This window comes from Amycolatopsis sp. 2-15 (genome assembly GCF_030285625.1).
GTDB lineage: Bacteria > Actinomycetota > Actinomycetes > Mycobacteriales > Pseudonocardiaceae > Amycolatopsis > Amycolatopsis carbonis.
Window position 1 is genome coordinate 185,551 of record NZ_CP127294.1, and the last position, 17,415, is coordinate 202,965.

The 17,415-nt window shown below is 70.6% G+C and carries 18 protein-coding genes; 10 read left to right on the top strand and 8 right to left on the bottom strand.

Annotated elements, in window-relative coordinates:
- The first annotated feature begins 475 nt into the window (after positions 1–475).
- The 5 genes from QRX50_RS00865 to QRX50_RS00885 are packed head-to-tail and all read left to right on the top strand — an operon-like array spanning position 476 to position 4,425.
- On the top strand, positions 476–1,264 hold the full coding sequence (locus QRX50_RS00865; protein ID WP_285970089.1) for an MBL fold metallo-hydrolase: 789 nt from the start codon (positions 476–478) through the stop codon (positions 1,262–1,264).
- Positions 1,261–1,854, top strand: coding sequence for a DedA family protein (locus tag QRX50_RS00870; protein WP_285970090.1), 594 nt, complete (start codon positions 1,261–1,263; stop codon positions 1,852–1,854). Before QRX50_RS00865 ends, QRX50_RS00870 begins: the two co-directional genes overlap by 4 nt.
- Positions 1,851–3,971, top strand: coding sequence for a phage holin family protein (locus QRX50_RS00875; RefSeq protein ID WP_285970091.1), 2,121 nt, complete (start codon positions 1,851–1,853; stop codon positions 3,969–3,971). Before QRX50_RS00870 ends, QRX50_RS00875 begins: the two co-directional genes overlap by 4 nt.
- Positions 3,968–4,192, top strand: coding sequence for a glutaredoxin family protein (locus tag QRX50_RS00880; RefSeq protein ID WP_285970092.1), 225 nt, complete (start codon positions 3,968–3,970; stop codon positions 4,190–4,192). Before QRX50_RS00875 ends, QRX50_RS00880 begins: the two co-directional genes overlap by 4 nt.
- The gene (locus QRX50_RS00885) at positions 4,189–4,425 is read left to right on the top strand and encodes a putative acetyltransferase (RefSeq protein ID WP_285970093.1); all 237 of its coding nucleotides are present in this window, start codon (positions 4,189–4,191) and stop codon (positions 4,423–4,425) included. The genes QRX50_RS00880 and QRX50_RS00885 overlap by 4 nt, the downstream gene beginning before the upstream one ends.
- A gap of 716 nt (positions 4,426–5,141) precedes the next feature.
- Here QRX50_RS00885 and QRX50_RS00890 read toward each other — a convergent pair.
- From QRX50_RS00890 to QRX50_RS00910, 5 genes are all read right to left on the bottom strand, one after another.
- Positions 5,142–5,927 (bottom strand): TetR/AcrR family transcriptional regulator C-terminal domain-containing protein, encoded by a 786-nt coding sequence (locus QRX50_RS00890; RefSeq protein ID WP_285970094.1) that lies wholly within the window; start codon positions 5,925–5,927, stop codon positions 5,142–5,144.
- A gap of 45 nt (positions 5,928–5,972) precedes the next feature.
- Entirely contained in the window at positions 5,973–6,494 is a 522-nt protein-coding gene (locus QRX50_RS00895) for a hypothetical protein (RefSeq protein WP_285970095.1), read from the bottom strand.
- A gap of 133 nt (positions 6,495–6,627) precedes the next feature.
- Positions 6,628–6,822: a ferredoxin gene (locus QRX50_RS00900; RefSeq protein WP_285970096.1), complete on the bottom strand. Its 195-nt coding sequence runs from the start codon at positions 6,820–6,822 to the stop codon at positions 6,628–6,630.
- 24 nt (positions 6,823–6,846) lie between these two features.
- Complete coding sequence (locus QRX50_RS00905) at positions 6,847–8,085, bottom strand: cytochrome P450 (RefSeq protein WP_285970097.1); 1,239 nt, start codon at positions 8,083–8,085, stop codon at positions 6,847–6,849.
- A gap of 154 nt (positions 8,086–8,239) precedes the next feature.
- Positions 8,240–8,866, bottom strand: coding sequence for a TetR/AcrR family transcriptional regulator (locus QRX50_RS00910; RefSeq protein WP_285970098.1), 627 nt, complete (start codon positions 8,864–8,866; stop codon positions 8,240–8,242).
- Between the two features lie 116 nt (positions 8,867–8,982).
- Here QRX50_RS00910 and QRX50_RS00915 point away from each other — a divergent pair, with 116 nt between their 5' ends.
- From QRX50_RS00915 to QRX50_RS00925, 3 genes are read left to right on the top strand one after another with little or no spacing between them, the layout of a single operon-like run.
- The gene (locus QRX50_RS00915) at positions 8,983–9,645 is read left to right on the top strand and encodes a YbaB/EbfC family nucleoid-associated protein (RefSeq protein ID WP_285970099.1); all 663 of its coding nucleotides are present in this window, start codon (positions 8,983–8,985) and stop codon (positions 9,643–9,645) included.
- Between the two features lie 16 nt (positions 9,646–9,661).
- The gene (locus QRX50_RS00920; protein WP_285970100.1) at positions 9,662–9,979 is read left to right on the top strand and encodes a type VII secretion target; all 318 of its coding nucleotides are present in this window, start codon (positions 9,662–9,664) and stop codon (positions 9,977–9,979) included.
- The gene (locus tag QRX50_RS00925) at positions 9,976–12,393 is read left to right on the top strand and encodes a hypothetical protein (RefSeq protein ID WP_285970101.1); all 2,418 of its coding nucleotides are present in this window, start codon (positions 9,976–9,978) and stop codon (positions 12,391–12,393) included. Before QRX50_RS00920 ends, QRX50_RS00925 begins: the two co-directional genes overlap by 4 nt.
- A gap of 95 nt (positions 12,394–12,488) precedes the next feature.
- Here the strand turns inward: QRX50_RS00925 and QRX50_RS00930 are convergent, their stop codons facing one another.
- On the bottom strand, positions 12,489–13,193 hold the full coding sequence (locus QRX50_RS00930; protein ID WP_285970102.1) for an SDR family oxidoreductase: 705 nt from the start codon (positions 13,191–13,193) through the stop codon (positions 12,489–12,491).
- 100 nt (positions 13,194–13,293) lie between these two features.
- Here QRX50_RS00930 and QRX50_RS00935 point away from each other — a divergent pair, with 100 nt between their 5' ends.
- A complete protein-coding gene (locus QRX50_RS00935) occupies positions 13,294–13,782 on the top strand; it encodes a winged helix-turn-helix transcriptional regulator (RefSeq protein ID WP_285970103.1) in 489 nt (162 codons plus the stop codon).
- 142 nt (positions 13,783–13,924) lie between these two features.
- Complete coding sequence (locus QRX50_RS00940) at positions 13,925–14,503, top strand: snapalysin family zinc-dependent metalloprotease (RefSeq protein ID WP_285970104.1); 579 nt, start codon at positions 13,925–13,927, stop codon at positions 14,501–14,503.
- Between the two features lie 68 nt (positions 14,504–14,571).
- Here the strand turns inward: QRX50_RS00940 and QRX50_RS00945 are convergent, their stop codons facing one another.
- Positions 14,572–15,249, bottom strand: coding sequence for a GntR family transcriptional regulator (locus QRX50_RS00945; RefSeq protein ID WP_285970105.1), 678 nt, complete (start codon positions 15,247–15,249; stop codon positions 14,572–14,574).
- The gene (locus QRX50_RS00950) at positions 15,246–17,405 is read right to left on the bottom strand and encodes an alpha-galactosidase (RefSeq protein WP_285970106.1); all 2,160 of its coding nucleotides are present in this window, start codon (positions 17,403–17,405) and stop codon (positions 15,246–15,248) included. The genes QRX50_RS00945 and QRX50_RS00950 overlap by 4 nt, the downstream gene beginning before the upstream one ends.
- Positions 17,406–17,415 lie beyond the last annotated feature (10 nt).

Below are 17,415 nucleotides of genomic sequence, written 5' to 3' on the forward strand. Positions count from 1 at the left end.
TTATCTTTTAATATTTTGATCTTTAAAAGCCAAAGATCAAAAGAAGATGCAGATGGCTAGCCCCCGCTGCACTCAATGGTTCTACGGGACTTGCTTTGTGTCAAGGCGGGAAAGAGTACCTTGACACAAAGCAAGTCCCGTAGAAGAAAGTGCTTCGCCGGGGCCGGCCGGGGGAAGGTTAGCCGGAGATATCGACGGCTTTGTCGGGTGGTTGGGTTGGGAGTCGTGTCTGCCGATCGGTGGCCGTTGGGTAGATGGTTGGCGGTCTTGCCGGTCCGTGCTGTGGGTGGTTGAGCTGCGTGACGGTCGGGAGGTGGCCGTTGGGTAGATGGTTGGCCCGCCGAGCCGGGCCCTGGAGGTGGCTGAGCTGCGGAGCGGACCCACCGGGCAGAGACCGTGCCCAAGGCCAACCCGATCAGGGTGCAACCCACCACTCCTCCGGGCGTTTTCGCCCTCATCAGGTGATACTCGAAGCGTGAGAGGCTTGAACCTGCACTTCCTCGGCCACGCGACGACGCGAGTGGAGCTCGGTGGACGGGTGGTGCTGACGGACCCGGTGCTCACAAAGCGTGTCGGGCCGTTGACGCGAGTGGTGCCGTTGCCCGATTCGTCGGCTTGGGCTGAAGTGGACACCGTCCTCGTCTCTCACCTGCATGGGGACCACCTGCACCTCCCCTCGCTGCGGCTGCTCAGCAGGGCGCGGATCGTCGTCCCGAGGGGCGCCGGCGCGTGGCTGAGGAAGCATGGAGTCCACAACGTCGAAGAGATCGCCCCCGGAGAAACCATCCAGGACGGCGCCCTCCACATCACCGCGACGGAAGCCATCCACTCCGGCCACCGTTGGGGACCGCGGCTCACCCACGGGCCGCAGAGCCCGGCGCTCGGTCACCTCCTCGAGGCGGACGGCACCAGGGTCTACTCGGCCGGAGACACCGACCTCTTCGAAGGCATGAAGCAGCTCGGCCCCGTCGACGTCGCCCTGCTCCCCGTCTGGGGATGGGGCCCCAACCTCGGTCCCGGGCACCTCACGCCGGAGCGAGCCGCCGTGGCTGCAGGGTTGCTCAAAGCCGCAGCAGTCGTCCCCGTCCATTGGGGCACGCTGGCCGTCCCCGGGATCCACTTGACGAAGCAGATGAAGAAGCTCCTCGTAGAACCGCCGGAAACGTTCGCCGAGCACGTGGTCGAAGCCGGCCTGCCGACGGACGTCCTGATCACGCGGCCCGGTGCCGAAGTGACCTTGCCCGCCCCCGAGGAACGGGCGTGAACTGGGCGGACCCGTCGGCCATCGGCTACCCGGCGCTGTTCGGCGGGGTCCTGCTGGGGTCGGTGATCCCGATCGTGCCGACGGGAGCGCTCGTGGGGGCGGCGGCGGCGGTCGCGACGACGACGGATCACCTCTCACTCCCCCTGGTCATCCTGCTGGCGATCGCCGGCGCCTACCTCGGGGACGTGCTGACGTTCGCCGTGCCCAGGTTCGGCAGCGAGCCGCTGCTGCGCTGGGTGGAGAAGCGCCAGCAAGCGGAAAGACTGGCCAAGGGCCGGGAGCAGTTCGCGCACCGGGGCTGGCAGCTCGTCGTCATCGGAAGGCTCGTGCCGGCCGGGCGCATCCCGGTACTGCTCGCCGCCGGGACGCTGGGGTACCCGTGGCGCAAGCTGCTGCCGGCGGGGCTCGTGGCCTGTGTGTTGTGGGCCGTTGCCTATTCTCTGCTCGGCATCCTGAGCGGCGGCATCTTCGATTCGCCGTTGATCGCCACGCTGCTGGCCACCGTGCTCGTGCTGCTGGTGACCGTGTTGTTGACGGTGATCAGCAAGCTGCGTGCGCGGGCAGCCGAACGGACTGGAGGACATCAGTGACGACACCCGCTCCGTCGAAGGGGCGCCTGCTGGGCGGCGGCCGGGTCGTCGCCCGCGTGGTGCTGGTGTGGGCCGCGGTGACGGGCGCGTTGCGGCTGCTCGACATGTGGCTCGACGGGTTCAGCATGCAGTCGTGGTGGCAGCCCACCGTGTGCGCGCTGATCCTCGGGCTGCTCACGTCCGTGGTGTGGCCGTGGGTGGTGCGGGTCGCGTGGCCGATCGCGTACTTCACGCTCGGCGTGGGCACGTACCTGCTGCTGGGCGCGGCGACGTTGGCGATCCTGCAGGCTGTGCCGGGCGTCGAGCTGAACGACTTCGGTGCGGCGGTGATCATCACGGTCGTGATGTCGGCTGTGGGCGCGCTGATCTCGAGCGCGCTCGCCGTGGACGAGGACGAGATCTTCTTCCGCCGGGCCGCGCGCCGCCGGCGCAAGCACGCGCCCGGTGAGCACCTCGCCGAGGAGCCACCCGGCGTCGTCTTCCTGCAGATCGACGGGCTGGGCTACGACACCGTGCGCCGCGCTGTGCGCGACGGGGACATGCCGACATTCGCCGCGTGGCTGTCCGAGGGCACGCATTCGCTCACGCGCTGGCACACCGACTGGAGCTCGCAAACCGGCGCCAGCGTGTGCGGCATCCTGCACGGCTCCAACCACGACATCCTCGGGTTCCGCTGGTACGAGAAGGACCGCGACCACGTGATGGCGTGCGCGCACCCGAGTGACGCGGCCGAGATCGAGCGCCGCCACACCAACGGGGGCGGCCTGCTCGCGGGTGACGGCGCCAGCCACGGCAACCTGTTCTCCGGCGACGCCGAGCACGTGAGCCTCACGATGAGCTCCATCCCGGTCCTGGTGCCGCGCAAGGTCCGCGGCCCGCGCCACGACTCCGTCGGCGCCGGCTACCGCGCGTACTTCGCGAACCCGGTCAACGTGCTGCGGACGTTCGGCGTGGCCCTCATCGACGTCTTCCGCGAGCTGTCCGCGGCCGCCAAGCAGCGTCGCGCCGGCGTGGTGCCGCGGATCCCGCGCGGCGGCTTCTACCCGCTCGCGCGCCCGGGCACCACGGTGATCGCGCGCGACGTGGTCGTCTCCGCGATCATCGGCGACATGCTGGCGGGCCGGCCAGTGGTGTACGCGGACTTCCTCGGCTACGACGAGGTGGCGCACCACTCCGGCATCGAGCGGTTCGACACCCTCGAGGTGCTGCGCTCGATCGACCAGCAGTTCGCGCGGCTGCTGCGCACGAGCCGCATCGCACCGCGGCGCTACCACATCGTCGGGCTGTCGGACCACGGCCAGACCCAGGGCCAGGCGTTCGTCGACCGCTTCGGCGAGACGATGGAAGCCCTGGTCGGACGCCTGTGCGGCGGCGCTCCGGTGGCCGAGCACGGCAAACGCCGGCAGGCCGAGAGCTGGCAGGTCAACGCGGCGCTCGCCGAGGCGACCACCACCGGCGGCCTGATCGCGCGCCGGCTGCGCTCGCGCGTCGAGGACGCCGAGTGCGCGGAGAACCGGCCGCGCACCACGAGCGGCTCGCCCGGCGAGGTCACGCGCGTGGCGCCCGGCGTGGTCTGCGTGGTGTCCGGGCACCTGGCGATGGTGTCGTTCACCGAGCACGAGGGCCGTGTGGACCTGGAGACGATCGAGCGCGAGTACCCGAACCTGCTGCCGACGCTGGTCGACCACGACGGCGTCGGGTTCATGCTGGTGCACAGCTCGGAGTTCGGCCCGGTCGTCCTCGGCCGCGACGGCTTGAAGCGCCTCGCCACGGGCGTCGTGATCGGCGAGGACCCGCTGGCGGACTACGGCCCGTACGCCGACGAGCTGGTGAAGCGCGTCGACACGTTCCCGCACTGCGCGGACGTCATGATCAACAGCCGCTACGACCCGGAGTCGGACCAGTCGTCGCCGTTCGAGCGGCACGTCGGGTCTCACGGCGCCCTCGGCGGCCCGCAGCAGCGCGGCTTCATCCTGCACCCGCGCTCGTTCCCGGCGCCCGGCGAACCCGTCGGGGCGGAGGCGGTGCACCACGTTTTCAAGGACTGGCTGACGTTCCTGGGTCACGGGGTGCCCGCTTCGTCTGCTTCGGTTGCTGTTTCGGAGGTGGCTTCATGATCGTGTACGGCGCGAGCTGGTGCCCGGACGTCAAACGCAGCCGTGCGCTGCTCGACTCCCGCGGCGTGGCGTACGACTACGTGGACGTCGAGGCGGACCCGACCGCCGAGGCACTGGTGCGCTCCCTGCAAGACGGCGCGCGCCGCATCCCCACCATCGTCTTCGGCGACGGCACTCACCTGGTCGAGCCGAGCGACGACGAACTCTCGGCGCGCCTGTGATCCTGCTGGACCTGCCGCTGGGCACCCGCGTCGTCGTCCGCTACCGCGTCGAAGGCGGCTTCACGGACGCCCTCGGCGAGCTGCGGGACCGCGATTCTTCCTCGTGCACAGTGGAAACGAAGCGTGGCCTCGTGGTGGTTCCGCTGTCCGAGGTTGTCGCGGCGAAGCCGGTGCCGCCCGCTCCGGAGCGCCGCCGTCCGAAATCGAGTGGCCCGCCGCCCGCCGACCTGTGACGACGATAGGTGCCCTTCAATCGGCAGACGGACCATAGCCACTCCCTCATAGAGACTTATCGTGGCTCAGCCCTCTCACACAACCGAACAACGCCTGCCAGCTACCGACGCATTAGCTACGGCTGACCGGCCCAGGTCGCCGCGACATCCAAACGAGCGGCGCAGTGCGCGCTAGCCCGTCAGCGCTATTTCTCAGCGTCGCGACGGATTTTTGGCCCCGCCGTGGCGCTCCGCCCACGTATGGCTGGGCCGCCGAGGACCCCGCTTCCACCGCAGCGTTGCCGCACCCTCGCACTCATTCCGTGCCGGGCAACAAGCCTCGCGCGAACAAACCCCCGCCCCTCCCTAAGGGGGCGTCCCACTGCCAGTCTATCAAGGGGGGCCGACAGAACTCATTGGTAACAAGGGAATCCGGCAGAACCTGTGGACAAGTGGCAGCGCTGTGGACAAGTGCGAATGCCGCTTGACAAGGATTTACAGAGGGTCAAGCCGCGGTGCCGTCGACGATATGCCGGCGATCTTCGGCACACTCAGGGTCGTCGAAGCTGTATGCGCGGCAGCTGAGCTTCAGGCGGGAGGCAACTCGCGTTCGCCGGCAAGGCTGAGTCGGTGAGGGCGTCTACGCGAACTGCGCGAGTGGCAGCCTCACGCGCCACCCGGCGGGTACACAAGACCACCACGGCACCCAAATCGCGAAAGAGCGCGCAAGCCCTGAATCAGCTCTCCCGCGCGAGAGCCGCCTCGATACCATCCAGCAGCAGATCCAACCCTGACTCCAGGCTCAGCCGCGCCTCCCGCTCAAGATAAGGCTCATCCGACGGAACGGACGGCTGCTCCGAACCCAGCTGCCCCACCAACGGATACCGCGAAACCAAGTCCGGCACCAGCTCCCCCAGCACCGAAGCCCGCGAGGACCACCAGTCCTCTTCAGACAGTCCGGTCTCGCGGGAGATCTGGCGTGACTCGGCGGCGATCTGAACCGAGCCGCGGACCGTGTTCAGCAGGGCGCCCACGAGCCACCGCACCCGGGCCGCGGGCAGGCCGGTCGCGAACAACACCCGCAGCACCAGTTGCTGCATCCGGAACTCCCCCGGCCCCAGTACCGGGCGGGCGTAGGAAACCTGCAGCAGCCAGGGGTGCCGCAGGTGGAAGTCCCAGAGCTCACGCGCCAGGGCGGCGATCGCGGAGCGCCAGCCGCCGGACAGGTCGTGGTCGTCGCGCAGCTCGGTGAGCGTCTGGTCGTACATGAGGTCGATGAGCTCGGTCTTGCCTGGCACATACGTGTACAACGCCATGGCCGTGCGGCCCAGACGCTCGCCCACCGCCCGCATGGACAGCGCGCCCATGCCCGAGACGTCGGCGATCTCCACGGCCGCCGCGACGATGGCGTCCACGCTCAGCCCGGGCTTGGGCCCCGGGCCGCCGCCTCGGGGCGCGACGTCCTTGCGCCACAGGAGCTCCATCGAGCGGCGGGCGTCCCCTTGCCCGGCGAAGACGACCACGAGGAACCCCCTGTGACGGCGACTCCTTACAGCATAAAGCCCGGGTCAGAAGCCGAGCGCGGTGACCGTCAGCACGTACTTGCCCTGCAGCAGTTCGCCGCGCATCTCCGGGGTGATGGCGTTCGACGTGTCGGTGTAGGTGCCCGGCGAAGCGGTCTGCACGGCGTACACGAAGTTGCTCACGCTCGGGTCCACGACGAGGCTGATCGTCGGCGTGAGCGTGGGCGAGAAGCGGTTCACGGCGCGCACGTACGTGAAAACCGAGTGCACGACGGTGTCGGCCGCGGCCGAGTCGGTGGCGCAGCCCGTGGCGGGCGCGGCGGGCAGGTCGGCGGTGGCGTCGTTGAACGCCGAGGCCACCGGGTTCGCCGTGGCGTTCGGGTTGGTGCCCATCTCGGCGACGATGGCCTCGACGCGGGAGTCCAGCGTGGCCGCGACGTCACCGACCACGGCGCACCGCAGCGGCGACGGCGGGATCGGCGCGATGGACGCGGAGGCGGGCACGGCGGCCGCCCCGAGGAGGGCCGGCGCGGCGATCAGCACGGACACGAGACGGCGGAGCGACACGGCGGGTTTCCCTTCCCCGGCAACCAGGACGAGTCACCCTAGCCAGCACCGCGCCGACCACGACATTCCCCGGTCGGGCGTCACACCACCGTGTGGCGCCCGACCGGTTCCACAATGGACTACAAAGACTGGATTACCCCGCTAGCTCGATCGCCAGCGCGGGACAGATCTGCGCCGCCTCGCGGACCTGGTCGTGCAGCTCCTCGGGCGGGTTCTCGTCCAGCAGCACGACGATGCCGTCGTCCTCGCGCTGGTCGAACACCTCCGGCGCGGCGAGCACGCACTGCCCCGCCCCGACGCACCGGTCCTGGTCGATGACCACCTTCATCTCAATCGTCCTTTCGCGGAAGTTTCACCAGGTCACGGGCAGCGAGTGCACGCCGTAGACCAGCATGTCGTTCTTGAAGTCCAGCTCCGCCAACGGCGCCGCCACCTTCAGCGTCGGGATCCGCCGGTAGAGCGTGCTGTAGACCACTTGCAGCTCGACGCGCGCGAGGGGCTGGCCGAGACACTGGTGCACGCCGTAGCCGAACGCCACGTGGTGGCGGGCCTTGCGCGTCACGTCGAGCTTGTCCGGGTCGGGGAAGGCCTCGGCGTCGCGGTTGGCGACGTCCGAAGCGGCGATGAGGCCGTCGCCCTTGCGGATCTGCTGCCCCGCGACCTCCAGGTCCTCCAGCGCGACGCGCCGGCGTCCTGTGTGGACGATCGTGAGGTAGCGCAGCAGCTCCTCCACGGCGTTGGCGATCAACGCCGGGTCGCCGTCGCGCACGAGGTCGAGCTGGTCCGGGTGTTCCAGCAGCGCCACGGTGCCGAGCGCGATCATGTTGGCCGTGGTCTCGTGGCCGGCCACGAGCAGGAGCTGGCCCATCGCGGCGACGTCGTCGGCCGTCATGGTCCCGGCGGCCACCTGCTCGGTCGCGAGGCGGCTCAGCACGTCGTCGCCCGGGTCCTTGAGCTTCTGCTCCACCAGCCGGCTCAGGTAGGCCAGCAGTTCCTCGATCGCGTCCAGCGACTGCTGCGGGGTCGCCTCCTGCGAGATCAGCACCTTGCTGAGGCGGTGGAACAGCTCGCGGTCTTCGTACGGCACACCGAGCAGCTCGCAGATCACCAGCGACGGCAGGGGAAGCGCGAAGGCCTGCACGAGGTCCGCGGGCTTCGGGCCGGCCAGCATGTCGTCGATCAGCTCGTCGACGATCTTCTGGATGTGCGGGCGCAGGCGCTCCACCTTCTTGACCATGAAGTCGGCGGTCAGCATCCGGCGCTGGGAAGCGTGGTCGGGGTCGTCCATGCTGATGAACGCCTTGGCGCGCTTGCGCCGGGCCGCGACGCCCGGCGACTGCGGCGGGTAGCCCGGCAGGTCGCTGTCGGCGCTGACGCGCGAGTCGCGAAGCAGCGCGCGGACGTCTTCGTAGCGCGTGAACAGCCAGGGCTCGCTGCCGTCCCAGATCCGGACGCGGGACACCGGCTCGTCGTGCAGCCGCCGCTCGAGCTCGGGCGGCGGGTCGAACGGGCACCGCCCGCGCGACATCGGGAACTCGGGCTCACGAGCGTCGGACTCGACTCGAGGCGAGGACGAGAGGGCCTCCGTCATCGAAAATTCCTCCTACGGAGAGTTACCAAACGATTGTTCTGATACTTACTGAACAAATGTTAGGCAATCTGGTGGAGAGTTGCCCAGCTTCCTGCACAAGATCACCGGGACGGCCGAGAGCAGCCGGGTGAAAACGGGAGAAAACGCCCGTGAGTCAACCGAAAACGAGCGAAACGAGCTCATCGACGAACGGCAGGACGGAGTCGGCGCCGCCCCGCGAGGGCGAGTTGTGGAACAGCGCGACGCGGCCGTGAGCGCCGACGAACGCGATCACGCCGGCCCGCTCGGCGGGCACTCTGAGCGAGAAGCCCGCGGCGTCGCAGCGCGCGAAGCCGGTCGTGAGCAGTTCGATGAGATCGGGCAACGGTCCCTGCGGATGCGCGTCGGGGGTCGCGCGGGTGGCGCCGTTGGCCATCATCAGCCGGTGGTGGCCGGGGTTGTCCATGGCGAAGCGGCAGTATGCGTGGATCAGCGCGCGCACGCGGCCGACGACGTCGGCCGGATCCTCGCCCGCCTCGGCCACTTCCATCGCGGCGCGCAGCCGCGCGAACTCGTAGTCGAGCAAGCCCGCGACGAGGGCGGAACGGTCCGTGAAGTGCTGGTAGATGCTCGCCGGCGCGATGCCGACCGCGCGGGCGACGCCGCGGATCGTCAGGCCGTCCTCACCGCCGAGCTCGGACAGCAGCCGGCTGGCCGCGTCGAGGATCTCCCCGCGCAGCCGGTCGCCCTCGCCCCACCTGTTCCGGGTGCGCCCGGCGCTGACCTCGACTTCTTCCGGCACGTGCCCATTCTTACCGTTTGACCTGCCCGGGCGTCGGATGGGCCGCCTCGTTTCGTCGTCGACCCGTCATCTGTGGTTCACCCCGGCAGGCCGGACATCTCGATATTTTTTTCCTGGTGGACGAGCAGGAGTGGCTGGACGACTTCCAGCGGCGTGTGGACGACATGCGCGCGAAAAGCGTTGCATTGCAAGAAAAGCTCACCGAGGCCGAAGGCAAGGCGCGTTCGTCGGACGGACTGGTCACGGTCACCGTCAGCCCCAACGGCGCGCTGAAGAACCTGCACATCGACGACCGGGCGCTGCGTTCGTCCGGCGGAGCCCAGCTCACCGCCACCATCATGGAGACCTACGGCAAGGCCCAGCGACAGGTGTCGCGTGAGGTCGCCGACGCGCTCGAGCCGCTGGCCGGCAGCACCGAGATGATGGACGTGGTCCGGTCCTTCCTGCCCGCACCGGAGCCCGAGGAGGACGAGCCGCAGGAAGCGCCGCGCCAGCCCGGTGAGCCCGAGGCCGAGGACCGCACCCCGCCGCCGCCCGCCCCGCCGCGGATGCCACCGGCCGGGGGTGTGCCGCCCGCGCAGCGCGGAATGCCGCCGCAGGCGCCTCCTCCGCCCCTGCCGCCGCGGATGCCCCCGCCGCCGGTGCCTCCCGTTCCGCCGGCTCCGCAGTCGGGGCCGCCCGCGCCGCCGCAGCCACGGCCGGACCAGCAGCCGAGGCCGCAGTCGGGCCCGCACCGCCGCCGCATGGACGGCGACGACGACGAGATGCAGCCGTGGTGACGAGGGAGATGCGCTGATGGACGGGTACACCGTCGAACCCGACGTGCTGACGACGTACGCGAGTGGTCTGGATGACCGCGGCGGCAAGGTGACGACCGCGGCCAACCGCATCCAAGAGGTCAACGGCGGCGACATCAACGCGTTCGGCGTGGTCGTCGGCCAGGTGCTGGGGATCCCGACGCGCATCGCGCTCGGTGTGCTGCACGACCAGGTCAACGGCGCCGCGAAGGCGATCACCGACCAGGCCAACAACACGCGCACGGCCGCGGACCAGTACCGCACCACGGAAACCAACCACGCGCAGGCCATCACGACAGCGGGGACCCCGACGTGACCACGACGTTCGACCCGAACGCCAAGCCCGACTTCGGCGCCGGAGTGGTGATCACCGACTCCAACAAGTTCTCCGGTGCGGGAGTCCTCGACTCGTACTCGTTCCTCATCAAGAGCTGCGAAGACATGAAGACCGCCGACGACTCCGACAAGGCGGCCCTGGGCGTCTCGATCGGGCTCGGTGTGGTGGCTTCGGCCGTGGACACGGTGAAGTTCGCGCTCAACCCGCTGGGCAGCCTGATCTCCGCGGGGCTCGGCTGGCTGATCGAGCACGTGAGCTTCCTGCGCGAGCCGCTCGACATGCTGATGGGCGACCCGGACCAGATCCAGCTGCTGAGCCAGGAAGTGCACACGATCGCCGAGACCATCCGGCAGATCGGCGAGGACCAGAAGTCCTCTTTGGACGGTGCCATCAAGGAATGGCAGGGCAGCGCCGCCGACACGTTCCGGCAGCGCATGCAGGAGCTCGCCGCCGACCTGGACAGCAAGGCCCACGGCACCGACATCGTGGCGTACCTGATCCAGACGAACATGGCCATCATCGCCGCCGTGCGGGGTCTGTTCCGCGACCTCATCACCACGGTGCTGGGCGACATGATCTCCACGATGCTCATCGCTCTGGCGGCCGCCATCCCGACGTTCGGCGCGTCGATCGTCGCGGGCGTCGGCTGGTGCGTCGCGCAGGCGACGCTCACCGCCACCTCGCTCGGCGCGAAGCTCGCCGCGGTCGTCGCGCAAGCCACCCGCTCGGCCGCGCGCATCGGCAACGTCGTCAAGAGCCTCAAGACCCGCCCCGGCGCGAGCGGCGCCGCCGGCGGCGGCGCCCATGCCGGTGACGACATCCCCCTGGGCCCGGTCCCCAACCGCGGCGGCGCGGGTGGCGGCGCTGGGTCTTCGGGCGCGCACAGTGGTGACGATGCGGCTACTCCGCCGCCGGTGCCGCCGAAGGATGAGGTGCCGCCGCCTGCGGGTGGTTCTGGCTCGGGCTCGGGTAGTGGCTCGGGCTCGGGCAGCGGCTCTGGCAGCGGCACCCACGCCGGCGACGATGCCGCGACGCCTCCGCCGCCCACCCACGCCAGCGACGACGCCGCCACACCTCCACCCCCGACCCACAGCGGCGACGACGCCGCCACCCCGCCCCCGGCTTCACACGCCGGCGACGACGTGCCACCGCCGGTCCCGCCCAAGGACGACGTGCCCCCGCCCACCAGCGGCGGCGGTTCAGGCAGCGGTTCAGGCAGCGGCTCAGGCTCGGGCAGCGGTTCCGGCAACGCCGCCCACTCCGGCGACGACGCCGCCACGCCTCCGCCGCCCACCCACGCCGGCGACGACGCCGCAACTCCGCCGCCGGTCCCACCCAAGGACGACGTCCCGCCCCCGGCAACCCACTCCGGCGACGACGCCGCCACACCGCCCCCGGCCTCACACGCCGGCGACGACGTCCCACCGCCCGTCCCGCCGAAGGACGACGTGCCCCCGCCGGCAACCCATTCCGGGGACGACGCCGCCACGCCTCCGCCCGCAACGCACAGCGGCGACGACGCAGCGACCCCGCCGCCGAGCAGCCACTCGGGCGACGACGTGCCGCCCCCCGTGCCCCCGAAGGACGACGTCCCGCCGCCGGCAACGCACTCCGGCGACGACGCCGCGACCCCTCCGCCCGGCAGCCACTCCGGCGACGACGCGGCCACGCCTCCGCCCGGCAGCCACTCCGGCGACGACGCGGCCACGCCTCCGCCCGGCAGCCACTCGGGTGACGACGTGCCGCCGCCCGTCCCGCCCAAGGACGACGTCCCGCCCCCGGGCAGCCATTCCGGCGACGACGCCGCCTCGACCGCGGGCAACCAGGCCAGCCACCACGGAGACGACGCAGCATCGGACAGCAGCCACGGCGGCACTCAGGGCAGTCATCACGGGGATGACGCCGCCTCCGACAGCAGCCACGGCGGCACCCAGGGCAGCCACCACGGGGACGACGGCACGCCTCCGGGCAGCAGCCACCATGGCGACGACGGCACCCCGCCCGGCAGCCACCACGGGGACGACGCCGCCTCCCAAGGCAGTCACCACGGCGACGACGCGACGCCGCCGCCGGCGAACCAGCCGCCCAAGACGCCGTGGACGAAGGCGCACGAGGATTGGCTGAAGCAGCACCAGCCGGACGCCTACGCCAAGTACAAGTACCTCGAGAACCAGCTGAAGGCGAACCACCCCCAGGCCTTCTCGATCCTGAAGCAGTGGGTCGCCGACTCCGACAGCGCCAAGGAAATGTGGGCGTGGCCGGTCAAGGGCGGCCAGGAGATCATGAAGCAGATGCTCGACATCCAGAAAACAGCCGAAACCGGCTGGGCCAACGCGAACGCCGACGCCAACCCCGGCGGTGGCGACCAGCCCCCAGCAGACGGCGGCCACTAAGCCCGCCACGAAAAACACCGCGCCCCTGGCAGCCCACAAGGCCGCCAGGGGCGCGGTGTTTCGCGAAGCCAGGAACCGGAGAGGCGAACCCGAAGTCAGGAAACCAGCTGCGGGTACTGCCCCGCGATGTCTCCCGACAGGCTCGCCCGCACGGCGCGGCTCACGTCGTCCGCAACGATCTCGAAGTCACCCTTTTCCAGACCGTCCAGGGCCAGCGCGGCGATCGACGCCGGGTCCGACTTGGGGGCTGCGATGTCCGCCGCCATGTCCGTGTCCATGTAGCCGACGTGCAGGGCCGTGACGAGCGTGCCCTGGTCGTGCAGGGCGAGGCGCAGGCCGTTGGTCAGCTGGAGGCCCGCCGCTTTGCCGGCGGAGTACGCGTTCACGTTGGGCGCGGTGAACCACGACAGCACCGAGAGGATGTTCAGGATCGCGCCGCCGCCGTTGCGGGCCAGCACGGGAGCGAAGGCGCGTGCCGTCTCCAGCGGGCCGAAGTAGTGCGTCTCCATCTCGAGCCGGACGTCGTCGAGCGAACCGTCGAGGAACGACGCGCCCGTGGAGACGCCGGCGTTGTTGATCAACAGCGTCACGTCGCCCGCCGCCGAGGCGGCGGCCTGGATCGAGGCCGGGTCGGTGACGTCGACCGCGAGTGGCACGACACCCGGCAGGTCGACCGTTTCCGGGCGGCGCACCGCGGCGTAGACCTTTGCCGCCCCGCGCTCCAGCAGGGCAGCGGCCAGCTCCCGGCCCAGCCCGCGGTTCGCCCCCGTCACCAGCGCGACAGAACCCTTGATCTCCATCAAACCCACTCCCAACACACCTGACTTGTTATTTGCAAGCTAGCCGTCGCCGACACTACGGGTTAAACTTGCTCTAAGCAAGCCAGCATGGGAGGAAACCATGGGCCGACGGTCAAGCTGGGAAGGCACGCCCTGCCCCATCGCCCGCGGCGCGGACGTGCTCGGCGAGCCGTGGACGCTGGTGATCCTGCGCGACGCCCATGCGGGCACCACGCGCTTCGACGGCTTCCGCAATCGCCTCGGCATCGCGGACAACGTGCTGTCGTCGCGGCTCGCGCGGATGGTCGAGACCGGCCTGATGACGCGCGTCCCCTACCGTGACGGTGGCCGCACCCGCGACGAGTACCGCCTCACCCAGGCCGGCGCCGACACGCTGCCGGTGATCCACGCGCTGGGTGCCTGGGGCGACACCTACACGCGCTCGCCCGCCCCGGGCGAGCCGATGCTGCTGGTCCACACCCCGTGCGGCGAGCTCACGCGTCCCGGCGAGAAGTGCGACCACTGCGGCGGCGACGTGAACCGGGCGGAACTGCGCCGATTCGAGAAGGACACGCACGAGCAGGTGCCGCTGGCCGAACCCGTCGCCTGAGTCAACCCGTGGATGGTGTTGGTAAATCACCACTTTCCGGACAGTACGAAGGTCGGGTCACAAACGGGGCTTGATTGCCTAGATTCGGTGCAGCGCGCGCAAATCAGGCAAAACTCCCCTCATCCACCCGAGGAGCTTTCCGATGTCGAGGAAGTTCTTGCTGTCCGGCGCCATCGCCCTGGCCGTCGCCGCCGCCCCGCTCGTCGCGGGCACGGCCACCGCCGCCACAGCCGCCGCCGGCCAGGCCGCGGCCGTCACCACGGTGTACTACAGCACCTCCGGCGCGCCGACCTTCCGCGCGGCAATCAACGCCGGTGCGGCCAACTGGAACCGCTCGGTCACCAACGTCAATCTGGTCGAACACTCTTCGGGCGCCTCGCTGCGCTACGTCGAGGGCAACGACCCGCGCGGCTCCTACGCCCAGAGCGACGGCCACGGCACCGGCACCGTCTTCATCGACTACGCCCAGGCCGAGAAGTACGACAACACCCGCATCGCCGCCCACGAAACCGGCCACGTGCTCGGCCTGCCCGACCACTACTCCGGCCCCTGCTCCGAACTGATGTCCGGTGGCGGCCCCGGCCCGTCGTGCACCAACGCCAACCCCAACGCGCAGGAACGCTCCCGCGTGAACTCACTGTGGGCCAACGGTTTCCGCACACTGGGCGCCGGCGGACCGCAGCAGCGCATCTACGAGACGCTGCCCGTCCTCACGCACTGACCCCACGCCCGAAGCGCCCCAATGTGGCGTTCGGTGCGTTGAACGCACCGAACGCCACATTGGGGTGCTCACATGCGGGACAACAGCCGGTCGCGCGCCACTTCAAGGTGCGCGGCCATCGCCTTGCGCGCCGCCACCGCGCTGCCCGACACGAGGGCCTCGACGATGTCGCGGTGCTCCGAGATCGTCTGCTCGCCGAACGGCTGGTTGTAGTTGAGCCGGAAGAAATGCAGGTGGCAGTGGGTGCGCGCGAACGCCTGCTCCACCGCGGCGTTGCCCGCGATGCGCAGCACGAGCTCGTGCAGCCGCGCGTCATGCGCAGTCAGCGCCTTGTAGTCGCTGTACGCGTCATGCGCGGGCGCGGCGGGACACGTCGCCAGCTCCGCGCGCAACGCCGCCGAATGCTCGTCCGACATCGCCTTCGCGGCGAGCCCGGCACTCGGCGGCTCCAGCAGCATCCGCAGCGAGTACACGTCGTCGACCTCGCGGCGGCTCAGCAGCTCGGTCACGCGGTAGCCGCGCAACGGCAGGCGGCTCACCATTTTCTCGGATTCCAGGCGCGCCAACGCTTCCCGCACCGGCGTGCCCGAGACACCCAGCTCCCGCGCGATCTCGTCGATGTTCACGCGGGCGCCGGGCGCGATGCCGTCGTTCATGATGAGGGCGCGGAGCTGCTCGTAGACGCCGTCGGCGAGCACCTGCCGGGCCGGCAGCGCGACGAGCCCGCGCTCCGCGCCCAGCTTCATGACCTGTCCACAGTGGACAGGTCCAACAGCAGCGCCTGCGCCGGATCGAGCACCGGCATCGGCAGGCCGGCCACCGTGAGCACACTGCCCGGCAGTTCCACCGGCCCGTCGACTGCTCGCGTGAACCACTCCGGCGCCGCCACTTCCCGCAACGACGGCAGCCCGGCGTCGGTCCGCACCCGCACGCGATACAGCCGCGACGGGTCCAGTCCCGGCAGCCGCACGCGTCCGGGCTGTCCCGCCGCGCCCGTCGCCAACCGGGCCCAGCAGAACAGCGCACGCGTCTGCGAAACCACGCCGTGCAGGTAGGCGTCGGCGTCCGGCAGGTCCGCGCGAACCACGCGCCCTCCGTGCAGCAGCGGCCGGAACTCCTTGTACAGCTGCGCCCACGCCGTGAACGCCGCCAGCTCCTCCGGCGTGCTGCGTGTGAGGTCGGCTTCGATCCCGGCGTGCCCGAACAACGCCGTGGCCAGCCGGAACGACAGCTCCGTCACGCGCGCGGTGGTGTGGCCGCGCTCCGCGCCGACATGTGAGCCGATCACCTCCGGCGGGATCAGCTGCGCGGTCCAGCGCTGGATCGCCTGCCGCTCCAGCGGGTCGATGCAGTCCGACGCCCACACGCGATCGGTCCGGCCCAGGATCCCCAGGTCGACGCGGCCGCCGCCGCTCGCGCAGCTCTCGATCTCCAGCCGCGGATGGCGGAGCCGCAGCTCGTCGAGCAGCCGGTACAGCGCCAGCGTCTGCGCGCGCGAGCCCGCGCGGCCCGTGACCCGGTCGTAGGCCTCGTGCAGCTCGCGGTTGTGGTCCCACTTGAGGTAGTCGACGCCGTACTCGCCCACCAGCGCGTCGAGCGAGCCCAGCAGGTACTGGTACGCCTCGGGGTGGGCGATGTTCAGCGTGTACTGGTTGCGCGAAGGCGCGCCCAGCTCAGCGGGCCCGAGAATCCACGAAGGGTGCTCCCGGGCGGTGTCGGAGTCGAGGTTCACCATCTCCGGCTCGACCCACAGCCCGAACTCCATCCCCAGCGCGTGCACGCGTTCCACCAGCGGCGTGAGGCCCTGCGGCCACACGGCGCGGTCGACGGTCCAGTCGCCGAGGCCCACGGTGTCGTCGCGCCGGCCGCGGAACCAGCCGTCGTCGAGCACGAGCCGTTCCACGCCGACCTTCGCGGCCAGCTCCGTGAGCTCCAGCAGGCGGTCGAGGTCGTGCTCGAAGTACACGGCCTCCCACGTGTTCAACGACAGCGGCCGCGGTTTGCCCGTGTGCGTGGCCCGCGCGCGGTGGTACGCGTGGAACCGGGCGGCGAGCCCGTCGAGTCCCTCGTCCGACCAGGCGAAACACACCACGGGAGCCACGTACGACTCCCCCGCCGCGAGCCGGACCTCACCCGGCCGCAGCAGCTCACCGCCGCCGAGCACGCTCGCGTGCACGCCCGCGCCTTCGGGCAGCTGCTCGGCGAACCACTTCTGGTCGCCGCTCCACGCCACGTGCATACCCCAGACTTCCCCTGAGGCGAAGGAAAACCCGGGCTCACCGACAGTGAGCAGGTACGGGGAGTCCGCGCCCGGCTTGCCACGGCGCACCTCGCGCACGTGGCCGCCGAACGCCAACGGCAGCCGCTGCGGGCTGCGTTCCCGGCACCACTTGCCCGTGAAGTCGAGCACCTCCGCGGCCCGCCGGGGCAGCGGCAGCACGGCCACCACCCCGGCGAGGTCGTACGGTTCGGCGCCCGCGTCCCCGTGGCGGGTCACCTTGGTCGCGACCTCCAGCACCCCCGAAGGGGTCAGCCGGTAGGTCAGCGCCACGTCCAGCCCGGACGACGCGTCGGTGAGCTCCAGCGTCAACGCGGCGTCGTCCTGGGAAAAGCCCCGCAGCACCGGCCGCGGCACCGCGCCGCGGCCGGCGGCGTGGCCCGACACCGCGGGGGTGCCGGACCACGTTTCGGCTTCCGTCGGCCACACAGAAAACGGGCGGGGCACGTCGGGCGCGTTGTTGAGCACCGCGCCCCCGGCGGTCAGCCGCAGTGCCTCAGCCTCCACTTCGGACAGTTCGCCGAGGTCGGCGCCCCAGTGCAGCACGCGCGGCACCGGCCGGCCGAGTTCCACGGCGAAACTCGTGCCGGCGGCCCGCAGGCCGACCACCGTAGGGCTGGACATGTCCTCACTC